General features: G+C 33.4%; 18 protein-coding genes. 11 read left to right on the plus strand and 7 right to left on the minus strand.

The window, feature by feature from the left end; all coding sequences use genetic code 11:
- The first annotated feature begins 94 nt into the window (after window positions 1-94).
- From BSF41_RS04270 to BSF41_RS04280, 3 genes are all read left to right on the plus strand, one after another.
- The gene (locus BSF41_RS04270) at window positions 95-763 is read left to right on the plus strand and encodes a DUF4271 domain-containing protein (RefSeq protein WP_095928285.1); all 669 of its coding nucleotides are present in this window, start codon (window positions 95-97) and stop codon (window positions 761-763) included.
- Window positions 764-777: 14 nt separating this feature from the next.
- On the plus strand, window positions 778-1,527 hold the full coding sequence (locus tag BSF41_RS04275) for a uroporphyrinogen-III synthase (RefSeq protein WP_008465120.1): 750 nt from the start codon (window positions 778-780) through the stop codon (window positions 1,525-1,527).
- A 234-nt stretch (window positions 1,528-1,761) separates the two neighbouring features.
- Complete coding sequence (locus BSF41_RS04280) at window positions 1,762-2,232, plus strand: Lrp/AsnC family transcriptional regulator (protein ID WP_095928286.1); 471 nt, start codon at window positions 1,762-1,764, stop codon at window positions 2,230-2,232.
- Between the two features lie 224 nt (window positions 2,233-2,456).
- Here BSF41_RS04280 and BSF41_RS04285 read toward each other — a convergent pair whose 3' ends face one another.
- The 3 genes from BSF41_RS04285 to BSF41_RS04295 all read right to left on the minus strand — a co-directional run bounded on the left by BSF41_RS04285 (window position 2,457) and on the right by BSF41_RS04295 (window position 5,876).
- Complete coding sequence (locus BSF41_RS04285; RefSeq protein ID WP_095928287.1) at window positions 2,457-3,143, minus strand: zinc metallopeptidase; 687 nt, start codon at window positions 3,141-3,143, stop codon at window positions 2,457-2,459.
- 101 nt (window positions 3,144-3,244) lie between these two features.
- Window positions 3,245-3,874 (minus strand): response regulator transcription factor, encoded by a 630-nt coding sequence (locus BSF41_RS04290; protein ID WP_253251756.1) that lies wholly within the window; start codon window positions 3,872-3,874, stop codon window positions 3,245-3,247.
- Window positions 3,864-5,876, minus strand: coding sequence for a sensor histidine kinase (locus BSF41_RS04295; RefSeq protein ID WP_095928289.1), 2,013 nt, complete (start codon window positions 5,874-5,876; stop codon window positions 3,864-3,866). The genes BSF41_RS04290 and BSF41_RS04295 overlap by 11 nt, the downstream gene beginning before the upstream one ends.
- Window positions 5,877-6,043: 167 nt before the next feature.
- On the opposite strand from BSF41_RS04295, the gene BSF41_RS04300 reads away from it, so the two are divergent.
- The gene (locus BSF41_RS04300; protein WP_095928290.1) at window positions 6,044-6,445 is read left to right on the plus strand and encodes an MmpS family transport accessory protein; all 402 of its coding nucleotides are present in this window, start codon (window positions 6,044-6,046) and stop codon (window positions 6,443-6,445) included.
- Window positions 6,446-6,521: 76 nt separating this feature from the next.
- Here BSF41_RS04300 and BSF41_RS04305 read toward each other — a convergent pair whose 3' ends face one another.
- The 4 genes from BSF41_RS04305 to leuS all read right to left on the minus strand — a co-directional run bounded on the left by BSF41_RS04305 (window position 6,522) and on the right by leuS (window position 11,607).
- On the minus strand, window positions 6,522-7,118 hold the full coding sequence (locus BSF41_RS04305) for a hypothetical protein (protein WP_095928291.1): 597 nt from the start codon (window positions 7,116-7,118) through the stop codon (window positions 6,522-6,524).
- The gene (locus tag BSF41_RS04310) at window positions 7,105-7,578 is read right to left on the minus strand and encodes an RNA polymerase sigma factor (RefSeq protein ID WP_095928292.1); all 474 of its coding nucleotides are present in this window, start codon (window positions 7,576-7,578) and stop codon (window positions 7,105-7,107) included. The genes BSF41_RS04305 and BSF41_RS04310 overlap by 14 nt, the downstream gene beginning before the upstream one ends.
- A gap of 5 nt (window positions 7,579-7,583) precedes the next feature.
- Window positions 7,584-8,429, minus strand: coding sequence for an alpha/beta fold hydrolase (locus BSF41_RS04315; protein ID WP_095928293.1), 846 nt, complete (start codon window positions 8,427-8,429; stop codon window positions 7,584-7,586).
- Between the two features lie 313 nt (window positions 8,430-8,742).
- The gene (gene leuS, locus BSF41_RS04320; RefSeq protein ID WP_095928294.1) at window positions 8,743-11,607 is read right to left on the minus strand and encodes a leucine--tRNA ligase; all 2,865 of its coding nucleotides are present in this window, start codon (window positions 11,605-11,607) and stop codon (window positions 8,743-8,745) included.
- 250 nt (window positions 11,608-11,857) lie between these two features.
- On the opposite strand from leuS, the gene BSF41_RS04325 reads away from it, so the two are divergent.
- The 7 genes from BSF41_RS04325 to truB all read left to right on the plus strand — a co-directional run bounded on the left by BSF41_RS04325 (window position 11,858) and on the right by truB (window position 18,675).
- Window positions 11,858-12,205, plus strand: a complete 348-nt coding sequence (locus tag BSF41_RS04325) for a winged helix-turn-helix domain-containing protein (RefSeq protein WP_095928295.1) — start codon at window positions 11,858-11,860, stop codon at window positions 12,203-12,205.
- Between the two features lie 224 nt (window positions 12,206-12,429).
- A complete protein-coding gene (locus BSF41_RS04330; RefSeq protein WP_095928296.1) occupies window positions 12,430-14,985 on the plus strand; it encodes a TonB-dependent receptor in 2,556 nt (851 codons plus the stop codon).
- Window positions 14,986-14,997: 12 nt separating this feature from the next.
- A complete protein-coding gene (locus tag BSF41_RS04335; protein WP_253251757.1) occupies window positions 14,998-15,504 on the plus strand; it encodes a hypothetical protein in 507 nt (168 codons plus the stop codon).
- Window positions 15,505-15,868: 364 nt separating this feature from the next.
- The gene (locus BSF41_RS04340; RefSeq protein WP_095928297.1) at window positions 15,869-16,744 is read left to right on the plus strand and encodes an ABC transporter permease; all 876 of its coding nucleotides are present in this window, start codon (window positions 15,869-15,871) and stop codon (window positions 16,742-16,744) included.
- 83 nt (window positions 16,745-16,827) lie between these two features.
- Window positions 16,828-17,085, plus strand: a complete 258-nt coding sequence (locus tag BSF41_RS04345; protein ID WP_095928298.1) for a DUF3098 domain-containing protein — start codon at window positions 16,828-16,830, stop codon at window positions 17,083-17,085.
- Between the two features lie 103 nt (window positions 17,086-17,188).
- Window positions 17,189-17,986, plus strand: coding sequence for an undecaprenyl-diphosphate phosphatase (locus BSF41_RS04350; RefSeq protein WP_095928299.1), 798 nt, complete (start codon window positions 17,189-17,191; stop codon window positions 17,984-17,986).
- Window positions 17,986-18,675 carry a tRNA pseudouridine(55) synthase TruB gene (truB, locus tag BSF41_RS04355; protein ID WP_095928300.1) on the plus strand — a complete coding sequence of 230 codons (690 nt, stop codon included), beginning with the start codon at window positions 17,986-17,988 and terminating at the stop codon, window positions 18,673-18,675. The genes BSF41_RS04350 and truB overlap by 1 nt, the downstream gene beginning before the upstream one ends.
- The last annotated feature ends 145 nt before the right edge of the window (window positions 18,676-18,820 follow it).

The raw sequence follows: 18,820 nt of genomic DNA on the forward strand, positions 1-18,820 counted from the left end.
ATTTCATCGCAAAAGTAAACTTTTTATAGCATTTGATTCATAATAAATATATAATAAAAGTATTGCATCAAAAAATTACTAATTTTGTATCGCTATGATTGAACAACTTCATCCTCGAATAATCGAAAACAAGGACTGGGCAACACTTTTATTTGTGGTGACCTTTGCCGTTGTTGCCATGACAAAATCTGCTTACGAAACAAGATTTAGTGAGTTTAGTAAACTTATTTTTTCTGATAAATACGCTAAAATTTATCGCGACAACAGCCACATGAAAAACAGCTTTACGGTTGGTTTATTTTTTGTACAAATTGTATCGTTTGCCTTTTTTATTCTGCTTACCATGAATGCTTTTGGTTACGCTTCAAAAACCGACTGGGTTCTATTTATTCAGATTGCCACTTTTTTGCTTTATTTCATTTTAGGAAAGTATTTAATCGAAAAAATTGTAGCTGCTTCATTCAATATTGACGATTTTGTAGAGCTATTTAACCTACAAAAAGTAACTTACAGGACTTATATTGGCGTTTTAATCCTTCCAATCAATGCTATTTTGTTCTATTACAACAATATTCCGCAGATTATTCCGCTAGCAATCATAGGTATTTCGCTGTGTATTAGTGTATACTCTTACTTTATTTCAATTAAAACGTATCAAAACGTAATAATCGGTAAGTTATTTTATTTTATTTTGTATCTTTGCGCTCTTGAAATAGCCCCTTATTATTTTCTCTATTATTGGATAGCAAAAGGGAGTGCTTAGTAAATATTTATAATATGAAAGTGAAAACAATTTTGGTGTCACAGCCTGAACCTAAAGTGGAGAATTCTCCTTACTTTGAGCTCCAACAAAAACACAAAATAAAAATTGATTTCAGACCATTTATTCATGTAGAAGGGGTTAGCGCAAAAGAGATTCGATTACAAAAAATCGATCTTAATCATTACACTGCGATCATTTTAACAAGTCGAAATGCTGTAGATCATTTTTTTAGAGTGGCTGATGAAATGCGTTACAAAGTTCCTGAAGGATTGAAGTATTTTTGTCAATCTGAGGCTGTTGCGTTTTACCTTCAAAAGTATGTTGTGTACAGAAAACGTAAAATTTACGTTGGAGCAAAAGATTTTGCAGATTTATCTCCGCTAATTAAGAAGTACAAAGACGAGAAGTTTTTACTTCCTGCATCTGACCAATTAAATGCAGATGCTCCTGTTACCTTAAACAGTTTAAAAGTAGATTGGGCACAAGCTATTTTCTACAGAACTGTAATGAGCGATTTATCTGATCTAGCTGACGTTTATTATGATGTTTTAGCTTTTTTCAGTCCAACAGGAATTAAATCATTGTTTAAAAATTTCCCAGATTTTAAACAAAACAACACCAGAATTGCCGTATTTGGAAGCACAACGCAAAAAGAAGCTTTAGATCATGGTTTAAGAATTGACATTCTTGCTCCAACTCCTGAAACTCCTTCTATGACAATGGCTTTAGAAAAATATGTAGCAGAAGCCAACAAAGGAAAATAACCTAAGAATAAAAATATACAAATTTGAAAATCCAAATTCCAACTAATCACTGGGATTTGGATTTTTTGTTTTTGGAGCTTCCTCGATTCGTATCCCGTGATTGAAACCAAAGGGCAATGTTTTGAATTTAAAATTTTAGAATTAGAATTTGGAATTTCCATTTCTACAGCATTTTAATTACATTTGATTTCTATTCAAAACCCAAATCACAAAAATAGTTTCAAATTGTAAGTTATGAAAATCAACTCCCTCTTAATTGAAATTGACGGAATCGATAAAGAAATTCTTCGATACCTAATGGAAGATGCTCGAAAACCGATTTTGCAAATCGCTAATAAAATCGGAATTTCTGGAGCCGCGATTCATCAGAGATTAAAAAAACTGGAACAATCAGGCGTAATCTCTGGCTCTAAGTTTACTGTAAATCCAAAAGTTTTAGGTTATAATACAATGGCATTTGTTGGAGTTTATTTAGATAAAGCTTCCAGAAACTCAGAAGCCGTAAAAGAGCTTAGAAAAATACCCGAAGTTTTAGAATGTCATTATACCACAGGAAACTGGTCGGTTCTGATCAAAATTATCTGTCGAGACAACGAACATTTAATGCAGCTTTTGAACAACAAAATCCAAGCAATTGAAGGGGTTTCAAGAACAGAAACTTTTATCTCACTAGATCAGCAGATTGATAGACAGATTCAACTTTAGAATTAGATAATGTTTCAATTTGATAATTAGATAATTCTTGAAAACGAATAATATCCTACTGTAATACTACTATCATCCGAAGGCTTAATTAGACATAAGGACTTCGACTTCGCTCAGCCTGACAATTGATCAAAGAGTCATTATAAAACAAAACCCGACAGATTTTAAAAATCTGTCGGGTTTGCTATAAATTATCTAATTGACTAATTATCTCAATTAACTAATTAGTTCCTTCTGCTTCCAGAATAAATTGATATATAGTACAACAACGTTGCGATTGAACCAATTGCAGCTACTACATACGTTCTTGCTGCCCATTTTAAAGCATCTTTTGCTCCAGCCTGTTCTTCTTGCGTAAGCATGTGTTTATTTTCTAGCCAAGCCAAAGCACGGTTACTTGCATCATATTCCACCGGAAGCGTAATAACCGAGAACAAAGTCGTTGCAGCAAAAATGATGATTCCGATTAATAATAATCCAGGAAAAACTTTAATCATTAAAATTCCTGCAATTAAAATCCATTGTACATAATTTGAAGCAACGCTTACAATAGGTACTAATTTAGAACGCATAGTCAGCCATTCGTAACCAATTGCATGCTGAACTGCGTGACCGCATTCGTGCGCTGCAACGGCAGCCGCAGCTGCATTACGATGGTTGTAAACAGCTTCACTTAAATTCACTGTTTTATCTGAAGGGTTATAATGATCTGTTAACTGACCTGGTGTCGAAATAACACGAACATCTGTGATTCCGTTATCGGCAAGCATTTTTTCAGCAATTTCTCTTCCGCTCATTCCGTTTCTCAATTGCAATTTCGAATACAATTCGAATTTACTTTTCAGCTGCGAGCTTACCAGCCAGCTGAACAGCATGATAGCTCCAGCAATAATTAAATATCCTGATCCCATTTTTTGTGTTTTTAGATTGATTTTTAAATTTACAAAACAAACTGCAAATTGCGAACCATTTTAACAAAATGTCATTTTGACATTATTTTACCACTTTTGACCTAATTCAACATGTTGTTTTTAAGTAGAAAAGCAATTAATTCTGCCACATTTTTCATTTTATATTTCTGAAGAATATTGCGTCGATGTGTTTGAACGGTTAAAAAACTCAAAAATAAATCATCAGCAATTTCCTGAGTCGATTTTCCTTGCGAAAGCAGCAATGCAATATCTCTTTCTCTTCGACTCAATCCTGGAATTCGTTCCAAATCTTCAGACAAAGGCTGACTTATTATCGTTTTTACTTCTTCACTAAAAACAATTTCGCCGTCAATTGCTTTGTAAATACAGTTTTTAAATTCATCGAAAGAAGCATTTTTAAGAATATATCCGTTTCCTCCATTCTGGATAAACTGCATAACCAAACTTCTTTCAGACTGGCTGCTCATCCCTATAATTACAATTTTAGGATGCTTTTGCTTGATTGTTTTGCACAGATCCACTCCATTTATTACAGGCAGAAAAATATCCATTAAAATCAAATCCACTTTATTGTCTTCTATATAATCTAAAAGCGCAATTCCCGATTCGAATTTTTCTACAATTTCTATATTATCTAACTCTGAAAGTAAGCCCGCAATTCCAGAAATCACAATTGGATGGTCGTCTACTATTACCGTTTTATACTTCATAATCATGATTTGGGTTATATTTTAATTCGATATAAGTTGAAGTCCCTTTATCAAGGACAGAATCAATTTCTAATTTTCCGTTTAAAAAAGCCACGCGGTTTTTAATATTTCGCAAGCCCATTCCATCTCTTTTTTCTGCATATTCTACATTAAAACCAACTCCATTGTCTTCAACTGTTATAAAAAATACGTCTTTATTTTGAGAACAGGAAACTAAAATCTGAGAAGCTTTTGCATATTTTAAAGCATTATTTAAAAGTTCTTGAATAATCCTGAAAATCATTATTTTAAAATGCTGCGGTAAAGTTGTTTTTTTAATCAAATACTGAAATTCAATTGCAGTCTCTGGTGTTGAATGCGATGCACACAAATCTCTCAGCGCATGTTCGAGCCCTAATTTCATTAAACTTTCAGGCATTAAATTCTGAGAAATATTGCGAAGTTCTTTTATCGAATCGTTCAGCATTCCGTTTATATTAGAAACGTTTTCATTGTTTTCACGTTCAGCAAGATTCAAATGAATTTTTAATCCAGAAAGCATACTTCCGAGTCCGTCATGCAAATCTCTTGCAATTCTTTTTCGTTCGATTTCTTCCCCTTCAATCAAGGCATTTGAAACAGATAATTTCTGCTGATTTTCTAATGCTTCAAGTTCTTGTTTATGGTTTACTTCTTTTTGAAAACTGATTTTTTTCTGATAATTATTCCAGCTCCACAAAAACAAAACAGTCAAAAACAATACAAACGAAAGCACTGCAAAAAGCATCATATTCAAGCGATTATTATTAACCTGCAAAACTGCTTTTTCATTTTCAGATTGCAACAAACCAATTTTCTTTTCGCTTTCTGCTTTTTTATATTTGGCTTCAAGCTCTACAATTTCATTTTTCAGTTTTGCATCATTTAGACTATCATTAATGACATTATATTTGTTTGAATAATAATAGGCTTTCGGATATTCTTTTGTGGCGTTATAAACTTTTGACAACTCTTTATAATAGTTTTTCTTGTCTACAATAAAAGGAGTATTTTTTATTAAATATTCTAAATTGCTTTTGGCTTTATCATAATTTTTAAGTTTAAAGAGCACTTCATATTCTGCAAACTTCAATCTATTTACCGCTATCGCATTATGATGCTTTTCTGCCGATTTAATTCCTTTATCAAAACTTTGCAATGCCTCATTATGCTTATTTTGTTTCGCATAATAAAGTCCTTCCGAATAAAAATAAGAATCATTTAGATTAGATTCTGGGTATTTTTCTAATGTCGCATAAGCTTTGTCCAGAATTTCTTTAGCATCATAAAAATGCTTTAGCTCAACTAAATTTTCTGCATTTATAATATACGTCTCCATCTTAGACTCCGCTAAAGTCGCCGATTTTTTCGTAGCACTTTCAATATATTTCTGCGCTTGATCTAGATATTCTGCCGCTTTTTCGCGTTCATCATTATTCATAAAAATAATTGCAACGGCTTTATTTAAAGCACTTATCAATTCGTAATCACCACTTTTTTTAGCAATAGGAATCGCTTCGTTGACTAGCAATTTCATATAAGCGTTTTCATTATTCTTCCTTTGCTGCATAATGCCGTAGTTCTGAAGTATAACAGCCCGAAGTTTATAGGCTTCTTTATTACGATACTTTTTAAGTTTCGCGTTTGCATCTAGTAAAGCTTTTTCAAAACCTTCCAAATCACCTTTTTCTATAAAGCTGTACGCATTATAAAAAATAGAAGCGTCTTTTAAAAAAGGAAATTTAATTTTTAGACGATTCGCTTGATCAAGGTATTCCTTTGATTTTTCTGCATCTTGGGCCATTAAAAATAGTTTTGACAATCTGAAACTATTCAAACTTTTGACACTGTCGGATTTTGTGTTTTTTGTCATTTTAACAATACTGTCAATATAAACCGTATCATCATCTAATGAAAGAATTACTTGCGAACTGGAAATTGCAGTGAAAAATAAAAAAAAGAATAAGGCGTAGAGTTTCTTCATAAATGTGGCATTTACTCAAAGTTATTAAAGCTTAACGACTTTCAAAAAAAAATCGCTTGCTTTTACCTGATATCAGGTAATAAAAAATACATTTTATCAGGTATTGCCGTCCGTAAGATAAGCGTCTAACTTTGTTAAGTTATGAATTTTAATTAAAGAATTTTATTATGAAATCAATTTTGAAAACCTTAGCAATTGTAATGACTCTTGCTTTTACAGCAGTTTCTTGCAGCAGCGATAATGATGATAATGGTTCAGGAAGTGCATCAAGAGATGTTAAATATGAAATAACTGGAAATTATACAGGAACAGCTTCAGTTACTTATTTTGAAAAAGGAGGTAATGCATTAAATGAAGATATGACCAAACTTCCTTGGACTAAAGAATTTACTGCTGAAGCAAAATCTATGGGAGCATCATTAAGCGCAAGTGGATACGGTGGAGTTGCTGGACAAACCTTAACTGGAAAACTTTACATTGGAGGAAAATTAGAGAATGAATTAACTGCAACAGCAAATAGCGACGGAATAATTGTATTATCTCTTACACCGTACGTTTTTCCTCTTTAAAAATTAGTTTAGAATTTAGATTTAAGTTTTTGGTAAAAAGAAAGCTTCGTAAGATTTTACGAAGCTTCTTTTTTTTTTATGCTTTTAATTGATTATTGACTTCTTCAAACTTTTCAATTAAAGTATTTATTTTTTCTTGCTGTTTTTTAATTTGTTTCGGGCGAATGTAAAACCAATTGAACAACATCCAAAGCAAAGTGATTCCGTACGTTAAACTCGCTCCTAAAGCACTCATTCTACTAGCGTATTCGTACATATACAAACAAATTCCAAGTGTTAGTGCTATAAAGTAAAAACTCATCATTTTGGTTTGCAGAAACTGTTGCTTCTTTTTTATCGAAATCAGTTTTTGAAGGTATTCCTGATTAGGCTGTGTAGCATCTATGTTTTTATAGTCACTCATTAACTTATTATAGACAAATACATAAACGACCATAGCAAGAATGGTAAGCACAATTCCGATTTTAGTCGAAACAAATTGTGGCTGATAATATATCCAAATAAAAACAATAAAGACACTTGTTACCGAAAGCAAAATATTGATCATCCATAAACTGCGCAAAGCCGCTTTTTTAAATTTACTTAATCGCGCCAGCAAATCGGTTAGGTCTGGCTGACTTACGGATTGTTTTTTCCATAAATCTTTAAAATCTATATTGTTATCGTTGTTCATTTTCTTTAAATTTTTGAGTCAGTTTTTCTTTTATTCTATGAATTTTCACTCTAACATTGGCTTCAGAAAGTCCGACAATTTTTGCGATTTCATTTTGTTTGATGTCTTCCAATTCTAATGAAATAATAATACGATCGGTTTCGGGAAGCTCAGCAATACATTTATACAAGAATTGAATCTGAGGTTCTATAGAATGTTGTTTTTCTTCTGAAAGATGAATAGGAAGTTCTGATTTCGGAAAACGTTTTTGTTTTTCTATCTGCCTTAGACAGTTATTGGAAGCTATTCTAAAAATCCAAGTTCCAATAGAAGATTCGTTTCTAAAGGTTTCCAACTTTTGCCAAACAATTATAAAAGTTTCCTGAGTCAAATCTTGTGCTGCATCATAATCATTCACAAAACCCATGCAAAGCCTGAAAATTCGATCCCAATACATTTTGTAGATTTGTTCAAATTCCATTCTTTCTATTTTAAAAAAGTGCTTAATTGTTCTAAGTACCAAGCTGTATCATCGTACATAATAAAATGCAGTCCATTAGTGGCGTACTGAAAATTGGCCGTTTTCAAATTTTTATACTGATCTTCTATAGCTGGTTTTAAATTTATAAAATAAGATTCTAATAAAATTAAAGCTGGGCATTTAATCTGTGCAATTCTTTCTCTTAAATCAATATTATAAAAGTCACAATACATTTGCTCAAAAGTTGTTCTATCTGATTTTACACTCCAATCTACAACTATATCAAGCTTAGACGCATCAGCCAAAAGTCTTGGCATGGTCTTTTTTTGCATATCATAAAACTGATCATTGGTCATTCCTGTCATCTGATTTACAGTTGAAGAACAATCATTATTCATTTTTGATTTAAAAGCAGGATCACTTAACGCCGCCAAACAAGGAAGCGCATCTACTACTACAATTTTACTGATCAAATCTGGATAATCTGCTGCAATGGCAAGCGCTAACCCTCCACCCATGCTGTGGCCAATTAAGATTGGTTTTTCAATATTATTTTCTTTGATATAATTGGCAATTCCATTCTTCCAGTTATCGAACGAAGCATTCGGCTGTGGTTTTCTTCCAGCAAAACCAGCCATTGTAAGTGTATAACAGGTAAATTGATTTTCGAATGTAGCTCTGGTTTCATTCCAAACATCTCCAGAAGATGCAAAACCAGGAATAAATATAATAGACTGATCTCCATTTCCAGTTTTTAAAACTTCAAACGGAAATTGTTTCGTTTGCGCAAAAACATTTAAACATAATGCTGAGAATAAGAATGCGATAATTAAGATGATATACTTTTTCATTTTTAATAGTTTTAAGTTGTTAATTAAATCGGATCCATGCTTTTGATACGACAACTATTAAAATGTTACAACTTAATTTAAAATTTCAATATAAAAATTCCAAATTCCAATGTTTACTTGGGAAATTCCAATATAAAAATTCCAAATTCCAAACTGATTCGGGTAATTTTCCGCCATGAATTCACGAATTTTTCTTCCAAAGATTGTCAAAAATAATTCGTGAATTCGTGGCAGAAAAAAATACGCACAAAAAAAATCCCAAACTCCAATCGTAAAATTGGAATTTAGAATTTTTATATTGGAATTTATTTGGTTATCCTACCAAATTGATAATTTTCCCAGGAACAATAATCACTTTATTTGGCGTTTTTCCGTCTAAGTGTTTTTGTGTTCTTTCGTCTTTCATTACGATTTCTTCGATTTGTTCTTTGGTTAAATCCAAAGGCAATTCGATTGTGAAACGCATTTTTCCGTTGAAAGAAACTGGATATTCTTTATTGGTTTCAATTAAATGTTTCTCATCAAAAATCGGGAAAGCAACTTCAGAAATCGAAGTTGTATGTCCTAACTGCGCCCATAATTCTTCTGCAATGTGAGGTGCATAAGGCGAAACCAAAATCGCTAACGGTTCTAAAATCGCTCTTGAATGACAGTTTTGAGAAGACAGTTCGTTTACACAAATCATAAACTGAGAAACCGAAGTATTGAAAGAGAAATTCTCGATGTCTTCTGCTACTTTTTTGATTGTTTTGTGCAATGATTTCAAGTTGTCTTTTGTTGGTTCGTCGTTGTTTACGATTAAGCCATTATCATCAAAATACAATCTCCATAATTTTTTCAAGAAACCAAACACTCCAGAAATACCCGCAGTATTCCAAGGTTTTGCCTGCTCTAATGGTCCTAAGAACATTTCGTATAAACGCAATGTATCAGCACCGTATTCAGCACAAATATCATCTGGAGTTACTACATTGTAGTATGACTTAGACATTTTTTCTACTTCACGACCTACAATATATTTTCCGTTTTCATCAAAAATAAATTCTGCTGTATTGAAATCTTCTCTCCAAGCTTTGAACTTTTCGATATTTAATTCATCAGATGAATTAACAAAATGAACATCAACGCGAATTGGCTGTACATTTTGACCTTCAATTTTATTTTTAGATACAAAAGTATTTGTTCCTTCCAATCTGTAAACATAAGCCGTTGTACCTAAAATCATTCCCTGATTAATCAGTTTTTTGAATGGCTCTTCGGTTGGAGCAAAACCTTTGTCTTTTAAGAATTTGTTCCAGAAACGAGAATACAATAAGTGACCTGTTGCGTGTTCGCTTCCTCCAATATATAAATCTACATTTTCCCAGTATGCCAATGCTTCTTTACTTGCAAATTCATTTTCATTGTGTGCATCCATATAACGCATCCAGTACCATGAACTCCCCGCCCAACCTGGCATAGTGTTCAATTCTAAAGGAAAAATCGAAACATTATCAACTAAGTCTGTATTAACAACTTTATTTTGCTTTGTATCCCAAGCCCAAACAGCCGCGTTTCCTAATGGTGGCAATCCGTCTTCTGTTGGTAAATATTTCTCTACTTCTGGTAAAATAATTGGCAAGTGCTGCGTATCGATCATTTTAGGTAATCCATTCACGTAATAAACTGGGAATGGTTCGCCCCAATAACGCTGACGAGAGAAAACAGCATCACGCAAACGGTAATTTGTTTTTCCTTTTCCTTGTCCGATTTCTTCTAACTTATAAATCGCTTTTGCCGTCGCATCTTTGTAGTTTAATCCATTTAAGAAATCAGAAGCTGCGATTTCAACATTGTCTTTTGATCCATATGCAGCTTCAGAAATATCAACATTAGCGAAGATATTTTTGATTTCCTGCATTCCGCTCTGACCTTTAAAGAAATTAGCGAAAGCATAATCTCTTTCGTCTCCGCAAGGAACCGCCATTACAGCACCAGTTCCGTAACCAGCTAAAACATAATCACCAATCCAAACCGGAATAGCTTCTTTTGTAAAAGGATGTTCTGCATAAGCTCCTGTAAATACTCCAGAAATGGTTTTTACATCGGCCATACGCTCACGCTCCGAACGTTTTGCTGTTTTTTCGATATAAGCTTCAACAGCTTCTTTTTGCTCTGGAGTTGTAATTTTAGCAACCAAATCATGTTCTGGTGCCAAAGTCATAAAAGTAACTCCGAAAATAGTATCAGGTCTTGTTGTAAATACTTCGATTACTTCATCGTGATTTTTCACATTAAAAGTTACCAAAGCCCCAACCGATTTCCCGATCCAGTTTCTTTGAGATTCTTTGATAGACTCACTCCAGTCAATATCATTTAAACCTTGAAGTAAGCGCTCGGCATAAGCAGAAATTCGCATACTCCATTGTGTCATTTTTTTTCTTATAACAGGAAAGCCGCCACGTTCTGAAACTCCGTTTACAATTTCGTCGTTTGCCAAAACAGTTCCTAAGCCTGGACACCAGTTTACTTCGGTTTCTGCCAAATACGTCATTCTGTATTGCAACAAGATTTTTTCTTTTTGATCGTCAGAGTAAGATTTCCATTCATCAGCCGTAAAAATCGTAACATTATCGTCGCAAACTGCTTCAACCAATGCATTTCCGCTTTCTTCAAAAACAGTTACAAGCTCTGAAATATCAAAAGCCTGTCCTTGTTTTCTGCAATACCAAGAGTTGAACAATTGGATAAAAATCCATTGTGTATGTTTGTAATAATCAGGATTTGATGTACGTACTTCACGAGCCCAATCAAATGAGAATCCGATTTTGTCTAATTGTTTCCTGTAACCCGCAATTTGTTTTCCTTCTTTGTCTACTCCACCATCAATATTTACGCGCGTTGTATCTTCTGGACGTTGTCCAGTCTGAATCGCATATTGTTCTGCTGGCAATCCGAAACTATCGTATCCCATTGGGTGCAAAACATTGAAACCTTGATGTCTTTTGAAACGAGAATATACATCTGAAGCTATATAACCCAGCGGGTGCCCAACATGCAGTCCTGCTCCAGACGGATAAGGAAACATATCGAGAACATAATGTTTCGGTTTTTCAGAGTTATTCTTTGCTGCAAAAGTTTGATTTTCTGCCCAATATTTTTGCCATTTGGCTTCAATTTCGTTTGGATTGTACTTCATTTCTAAGTGACTAAGATTCTAAGTTACTAAGGTTCTAAGCTTTTCACTAAATTAATTTAGCCGCAAATTTACATTTATTGCGCATTGTAGCAAAGCTATTTCACTGACAAACAAATAAAATAACAAAATACGTATTTTTAATTACGTAAAAATACTTATATTTACATTTTAATACTTAGAAAATATATAGCAAAGACAGAATATTTTTATCAGAAAAGAATTATTTTTGAATAGCATTTAAAAAATTAAAATGGCCGACAGTAAAAAATACAATGTTGAAGTTCGTGTTTGGATTGAGGAAGCTGAAGGCGCATTTCTTGGCATTGGCAAAATCTGGCTTCTTGAAAACATCAAGAAAACGGGATCGATTACCAATGCTGCAAAAGAAATGAAAATGGCATATCGTCAAGCTTGGCAATTGGTCGAAGAAATGAATCAGCGTGCCGAAAGTCCATTAGTTGAAAAACTTCTTGGAGGAAAAGGTGGCGGAGGTGCACGATTAACAGAAGCTGGAGAAAGAGCTATTGCTGTTTTTTATGAAGTTGAAAAACGTATTAAAGAGTTTGCTCAAAAAGAAACTCAGAATTTGAAGTTTTAATTTTAAAGAAACCAACTCGCAAAGTTTATGTTTTTAATCTCGCAAAGACGCTAAGTCGCAAAGAGAATAATTTTAAAACTTAAAAAAAAGAAAAAAACCTTGCACCTTTGCGTCTTTGCGAGACTAATAAAACCCCAAAGCAGATTAAGCATTTAAACCAAAACCATTTTTTTTAAACTATCAGTATTCATTTTAAAACATACTGAATTTAACAGCCAAAAACCATGAACCCAAAACTGTATTTATTCTTTGTTTTTATAAGCCTGAAAAGTTTTTCTCAAGTCCAAAATTCGAAAACACAAGAAAACATTAAAAAAGAAGAATTAAATGAAATCGTGATTACAGCATCTCGTCGTTCTGAAAAATTAATGCATTCGCCAATTAGTATTGAGCAATTGAAATCGGCGGAAGCCAAAGCAATGGGATCGCCAAGTATTTACGAAGCACTAGAAAATGTAAAAGGCGTTCAAATTATTACGCCAAGTTTGGGTTTTAAAGTCATTAATACAAGAGGTTTTGCCAATTCTACCAATGTAAGATTTGCTCAATTGGTAGACGGAATCGACAATCAGGCTCCGCATTTGGGCGCTCCAATTGCAAACGCTTTGGGCGCAAATGATTTGGATATTGATAAAATCGAAATCATCCCCGGAACTGCAGCCGCTTTGTATGGAATGAATGCGATTAATGGTTTAGCCAATATTCAGACCAAAAATCCTTTTGAATATCAGGGAATCGCCATTCAACAATTAACTGGCGTAAATCATGTAGGGAATATTGATCGGTTTTCACCGAAAGTATATTCGCAGTTTAATTTAAGATTGGCTAAAGCTTTCAATGAAAAATTAGCGTTTAAAATCAATGCATCAACTACAGGCGGAACAGACTGGGTTGCAGATGACAGAACTGATTTGGCTCCAAATGCTAATGCTTCGACAGGTTTATTTGGTGCAGATAATCCAGCGTATGATGAAGTAAACGGCTACGGAAACGAATCCGCCAATCGAAAAACGTTGAACTTAAATGGCAAAAATTATGTTGTTGCCCGAACAGGTTATAGAGAAACAGACATTTCTGATTATGACATTAAAAATTACAAAGCTGATTTCGGATTGTATTTTCGACCAAAAAAAGATCACGAACTTTCTCTGACTTACAAAACAGCTTTAATCAATACTATTTATCAGCGTTCGAACCGATTTCGATTAGATAATTATACTTTAAATCAATTTTCTGCCGATTATCATACTCCTGTTTTTCAGGTAAAAGCCTATGCTACAACCGAAAATACTGGCGATTCATACAATATGCGTTCGCTGGCAGAAAATATGGATCGTGGATATAAATCGGATGATAAATGGTTTACCGATTACAGCACAGCTTATAAAAATGCTGTTGCAGGCGGAGCAAGCGTTGCTGACGCACACAGAATTGCCAGAACGCAATCTGATGCAGGAAGATTTTTACCTGGAACGGAAACTTACGAACAAAAGAAAAACGAATTGATTAATATTAATAATTGGGATATTGGTGCCGCTCTGAGAGTTAAATCGACTTTGGTTCATGGCGAAGGATTGATAAATTGGGATAAAGCTTTTGTTTCTTTTTTCGAAAAAATTGATGCGAAACTTTTGAGCGGTGTCGATTACAGAAATTACATTATTGTTCCCGACGGAAACTATTTTATTAATCCCGTTCATGCTGACGAAAATCTGACGTATCAAAAAACTGGTGCTTTCACGCAATTAACCAAAGATTTTTTCTCAGATAAATTAAGATTGGGTGCAACTATTAGAATGGACAAAGCGGATTATTTTGAAGCGAAATTTACGCCTCAGTTCACAGCAGTTTATTCACCAAAAGAAAGTTTAAACTTTAGAGCTTCGTATCAAAACGGGTATCGTTTTCCGAGTATTTTTGAAGGGTTTTCGAATGTAAATTCAGGCGGCGTAAAACGTGTGGGCGGACTTCGAATTATGTCTGACGGAATTTTCGAAAACTCTTATACCAAAGCTTCAATTGATAAATTTCAGGCGCAGGTAAATACAGATGTTAACACAAATGGCTTGACTCAAGTGCAGGCTATCGAAAAAAATAAAAATACGATTCAAAAAAATCCATACACCTATTTAGAACCCGAATTTGTCAAATCGTTTGAAGTTGGTTTTAGAGGAATAACTTTAAATAGAAACCTTTTTATTGATGCCGATTTCTATTATAACTCTTATAAAAATTTCATCGCACAAGTTGAAGCCAGCATTTCGAATACAACAGATCCAAACTTGATTCCGACTGCTTTATATTCAAAAAACACTCAAAATCGCTACAGACTTTGGACCAATTCTAAAAGTAAAATTTACAATTATGGCGGAAGTTTAGGTTTAAAATACCGTTTTGACAACACTTTTAGTGCACTTACCAATTTAACTTATACCAAATTGGATAGAACCGATGATAAAGATGGCTTGGAAGACGGTTTCAATACACCCGAATTTAATGCAAACGGAACTTTGATTGCCCAAAATATCTGGAAAAATCTCGGAGCGAGTGTTACCGCACGTTATCAAAATAATTTTGATTATGTTTCTTTTCTAGTCAGCGGAACCGTTCCTGCATATTGGACAATGGACGCTCAGGTAAATTATGCTTTCAAAAAAGGAATTTCGGCAAAATTGGGCGGAACAAATATTCTTAACAAACCCTACACTTCAATTCTCGGCGGACCATCAATTGGCGGATTATATTATTTGTCATTGGTTTGGGAAAGCAGTAAAATTTAAATCACAACTCTTATGAAAACACAAAATTACATTCTCGTTCTTTTAATTGCATTTTCATGCTCCATGTGCAATTCATCTAAAAAAGAAGAAAAAATTTCAACTGAAAAAAATTCTGAAACTAAAAAACATGAACACGAAACGCTTACGGCAGAAGACAGCTTGAAATTAGTCAATTGTCAAATTGAACTAAAAGGCGAGGTTGAATTTCCGCTACAATTAACAGTCGATTCTCTTAAAAAAATGAAAGTTGTTACCCTTGACAATTTTAAAATTACTGGAAAAAATGGAGAAGTAAAAAGAGTAATTAAAGCTTGTAAAGGCGTTCTTTTGAAAGATATTCTCGAAAAAGCCAAAATCAAGCAGGAAGATCATAAAGACCGAAACTTCTATATCGTAGCAAGAGCTTCAGATGATTACAAAGCTACTTTTTCATGGCAGAACTTTTCAATAATCCGACGGGAGAAAATGCTTATATCCTTTTTGAAGAAAATGGAAAACCAGTTAAAAACGGAGAGATAATTGCGATTTGCAGCAATGATTTCAGAACTGGACCACGCCACGTATATTGGTTAAAAAGCATTGAAGTTTATAAGGTTAAGTAAAGGCTCTGAGATTCTGAGTTACTAAGATTTTTAACCGCAAAGCACGCTAAGTTTTTAACCAAAAGATATATTTACAAACGCAAAGTTCGCAAGGCTTCATCAATACAAAGCTTTGCGAACTTTGCGTTGTTATAAAGTCAAATATTAAAAAATCTTAGCGTGCTTTGCGGTTAAACACAAATTTATTCAAGATTTAAATTGTACTTTTAAGTATAAAAGTTTGTTATTAACTTTAAATAAAGAAATTCTTTATTATTTTTACCACATAATTTAAGCAAACTATGAGTTCTAACTTTGATAAATTTCAAAAACGCAGGTTAATTTCCTCTTATTTTTCGGTCGTATTAAGTGTATTCTTGGTTTTATTCCTTTTGGGAGTACTAGGATTATTCATTATTAATTCTAAACAGCTGGCGGACGATTTTAAAGAAAAAATCGCTATGACGGTTTTCTTTAAAAACGAAGCAAACGACAGTGTTATCAAAGCATTTAATACAGAACTTAAAAGAGCTCCTTTTGCGAGATCTTTTGTTTATGTAACCAAAGAAAAAGCGGCAAAAGACCATACTGACATCATTGGAGAAGACTTTTTAACCTTTTTGGGAGAAAATCCATTATTGAATTCATACGATATTCACTTAAAAGCAGATTACGTAGAAAGAGACAGCATCGTTAAGATCGAAAGTAACTTCCGCAAAAATACTATGATTTCAGATATTGTTTACGACAAACAATTGGTAAATCTGGTAAATGACAACATCAGAAAAGTAAGTATGTGGATTTTGATTATCAGCGGTTTCTTGACTGTAATTGCTGTTTTATTAATCAACAGTTCGCTACGTTTATCTATACATTCAAATCGTTTTATTATCAAAACCATGCAAATGGTTGGAGCGACAAAAGCGTTTATCCGTAAACCTTTTGTAATGCGAAGTGTAAAACTTGGAATGCTGGGCGCAGGTTTGGCCATTATTGCTTTAATAGCATTGTTGCTTTACGTAGATACTAATTTCCCTGGTTTAGGAATTCTAGAAGACAAAGCTTTAACTGGTTTAGTCTTGGTTGCCGTTTTCGGATTAGGAGTTTTAATTACTTGGGTTAGCACGCATTTTGCAACACAACGTTTCTTGAATTTAAGAACCGACGATCTTTATTAATTTTTGATTGCAGATTTTAGATTGCAGATTTTAGATTTAAAAAAAATGCCTTCGACTTCGCTCAGGCTGACAAACATATAAAAATGAAAAACAACAATAATAAAGAAGAACAACAAGTTCAAAAACAAGAATTCCTTTTTGACAGCATCAATTATAAAATTTTATTGATTGGTATTGCTGTAATTGCGCTAGGATTTATTTTAATGTCTGGCGGAGGAAGTAAAGATCCAAATGTTTTTAACGAAGATATTTTTAACTTTAGACGTATTCGTTTAGCACCGACAACTGTTTTAATCGGTTTCGGAATCACGATTTATTCTATATTCAAAAAATCAAAATAGACTTTCTTAGACAGCTTAGACTTCTTTGATCTTTAGATTATTAAATTAATCTTTTTAAATCTAAAAAGTCTAAGAAGTCTAAAAATCTAATAATCTAAATTAAATGAATACACTACAAGCTATTGTTCTTGCTATTATTGAAGGAATTACAGAGTTTTTGCCTGTTTCTTCTACAGGTCACATGATTATTGCCTCTTCTTTTTTTGGAATCGCTCATGACGATTTCACTAAACTTTTTACTATTGTAATTCAGCTTGGCGCAATACTTTCCGTTGTTATTTTATACTTCAAACGTTTCTTTCAAACTTTTGATTTTTACTTTAAACTTCTTGTTGCTTTTATTCCAGCAGTTGTTTTAGGATTATTATTAAGCGATTTTATTGATGGCTTATTAGAAAATCCGGTAACTGTCGCAATTTCACTTTTAATCGGTGGAATTATTTTATTGAAAGTTGACGAATGGTTTAACAATCCAAATACAGCTGAAACCTCTCAAGAAATCAGTTATTTACAAGCTTTCAAAATCGGATTGTTTCAATGTATTGCTATGATTCCTGGAGTTTCTCGAAGCGGAGCTAGTATCGTTGGGGGAATGTCTCAAAAATTATCAAGAACGACAGCTGCAGAATTTTCATTTTTCTTAGCTGTTCCCACTATGTTGGGGGCAACTGCAAAAAAATGCTACGATTATTACAAAGCTGGTTTTGAATTATCTCACGACCAAGTAAACATGTTGGTTATTGGGAATATTGTTGCTTTTGCTGTAGCGCTTTTAGCGATTAAAACTTTCATCGGATTTTTGACTAAAAACGGATTCAAAGTTTTTGGTTACTATCGAATTATTGCCGGAATCATTTTATTATTGATTCACTTTTTTATTCATCCGCTTACGATTATATAATGACACCTGAAGAATATCTAGAAGGACAGGTTTTATTGATAGATAAACCTTTAAAATGGAGCTCATTTCAAGCTGTCAATAAATTAAAATACCTTTTAATTAATAAAGTTGGACTTCCAAAAAAGTTCAAAATTGGTCACGCAGGAACTTTAGATCCTTTAGCAACTGGACTTTTATTAATCTGTACAGGAAAATTCACTAAAAGAATTTCAGAACTTCAAGGTCAGGCAAAAGAATATACGGGTACGTTTTATATAGGTGCCACTACTCCATCTTATGATTTGGAAACCGAAATCGATCAGACTTTTCCAACCGATCATATCGATGAAGCTTTGATTCATGAAACGGTAAAACAATTTTTAGGCGAAATCGATCAGAAACCGCCTATTTTCTCGGCTATTAAAAAAGACGGCGTTCGTTTGTACGAACACGCTCGTGCTGGAGAATCTATCGAAATCGAAAGCAGAAAAACTACGATTCACGAATTTGAAATTACAAGAATTGCATTGCCTGAAATAGATTTTAGAGTAGTTTGCTCTAAAGGAACTTACATTCGCTCTCTGGCTTATGATTTTGGAAAAGCAATGAATTCGGGTTCACATTTAACCGTTTTACGTCGAACTAAAATTGGCGATTACGATGTAAAAAATGCGATTGATATCACTTTGTTTGAAGAAAGCTTTAAATAATTAAAAACAAAAAAGCACATTACAAATTTGAAAGTAATGTGCCAAGCTCCTAAAACAAGTAATGTTGTTCCATACTCATCTCAAATTAATAGTGAGGCACATTCTTCCCTCCAAATAAGAATGTAGAAAAGAAATCATAAAATCT

Origin of the sequence: Flavobacterium sp. ACN2 (assembly GCF_002303885.1) — a bacterium.
Lineage (GTDB): Bacteria > Bacteroidota > Bacteroidia > Flavobacteriales > Flavobacteriaceae > Flavobacterium.

What these genes read in the sequence shown, in the direction of transcription:
- BSF41_RS04270 (WP_095928285.1), top strand. Translation starts at nt 95, where the DNA reads ATGATTGAACAACTTCATCCTCGAATAATCGAAAACAAGGACTGGGCA.
- BSF41_RS04275 (WP_008465120.1), top strand. Translation starts at nt 778, where the DNA reads ATGAAAGTGAAAACAATTTTGGTGTCACAGCCTGAACCTAAAGTGGAG.
- BSF41_RS04280 (WP_095928286.1), top strand. Translation starts at nt 1,762, where the DNA reads ATGAAAATCAACTCCCTCTTAATTGAAATTGACGGAATCGATAAAGAA.
- BSF41_RS04285 (WP_095928287.1), bottom strand. Translation starts at nt 3,143, where the DNA reads ATGGGATCAGGATATTTAATTATTGCTGGAGCTATCATGCTGTTCAGC.
- BSF41_RS04290 (WP_253251756.1), bottom strand. Translation starts at nt 3,874, where the DNA reads ATGAAGTATAAAACGGTAATAGTAGACGACCATCCAATTGTGATTTCT.
- BSF41_RS04295 (WP_095928289.1), bottom strand. Translation starts at nt 5,876, where the DNA reads ATGAAGAAACTCTACGCCTTATTCTTTTTTTTATTTTTCACTGCAATT.
- BSF41_RS04300 (WP_095928290.1), top strand. Translation starts at nt 6,044, where the DNA reads ATGAAATCAATTTTGAAAACCTTAGCAATTGTAATGACTCTTGCTTTT.
- BSF41_RS04305 (WP_095928291.1), bottom strand. Translation starts at nt 7,118, where the DNA reads ATGAACAACGATAACAATATAGATTTTAAAGATTTATGGAAAAAACAA.
- BSF41_RS04310 (WP_095928292.1), bottom strand. Translation starts at nt 7,578, where the DNA reads ATGGAATTTGAACAAATCTACAAAATGTATTGGGATCGAATTTTCAGG.
- BSF41_RS04315 (WP_095928293.1), bottom strand. Translation starts at nt 8,429, where the DNA reads ATGAAAAAGTATATCATCTTAATTATCGCATTCTTATTCTCAGCATTA.
- leuS (WP_095928294.1), bottom strand. Translation starts at nt 11,607, where the DNA reads ATGAAGTACAATCCAAACGAAATTGAAGCCAAATGGCAAAAATATTGG.
- BSF41_RS04325 (WP_095928295.1), top strand. Translation starts at nt 11,858, where the DNA reads ATGGCCGACAGTAAAAAATACAATGTTGAAGTTCGTGTTTGGATTGAG.
- BSF41_RS04330 (WP_095928296.1), top strand. Translation starts at nt 12,430, where the DNA reads ATGAACCCAAAACTGTATTTATTCTTTGTTTTTATAAGCCTGAAAAGT.
- BSF41_RS04335 (WP_253251757.1), top strand. Translation starts at nt 14,998, where the DNA reads ATGAAAACACAAAATTACATTCTCGTTCTTTTAATTGCATTTTCATGC.
- BSF41_RS04340 (WP_095928297.1), top strand. Translation starts at nt 15,869, where the DNA reads ATGAGTTCTAACTTTGATAAATTTCAAAAACGCAGGTTAATTTCCTCT.
- BSF41_RS04345 (WP_095928298.1), top strand. Translation starts at nt 16,828, where the DNA reads ATGAAAAACAACAATAATAAAGAAGAACAACAAGTTCAAAAACAAGAA.
- BSF41_RS04350 (WP_095928299.1), top strand. Translation starts at nt 17,189, where the DNA reads ATGAATACACTACAAGCTATTGTTCTTGCTATTATTGAAGGAATTACA.
- truB (WP_095928300.1), top strand. Translation starts at nt 17,986, where the DNA reads ATGACACCTGAAGAATATCTAGAAGGACAGGTTTTATTGATAGATAAA.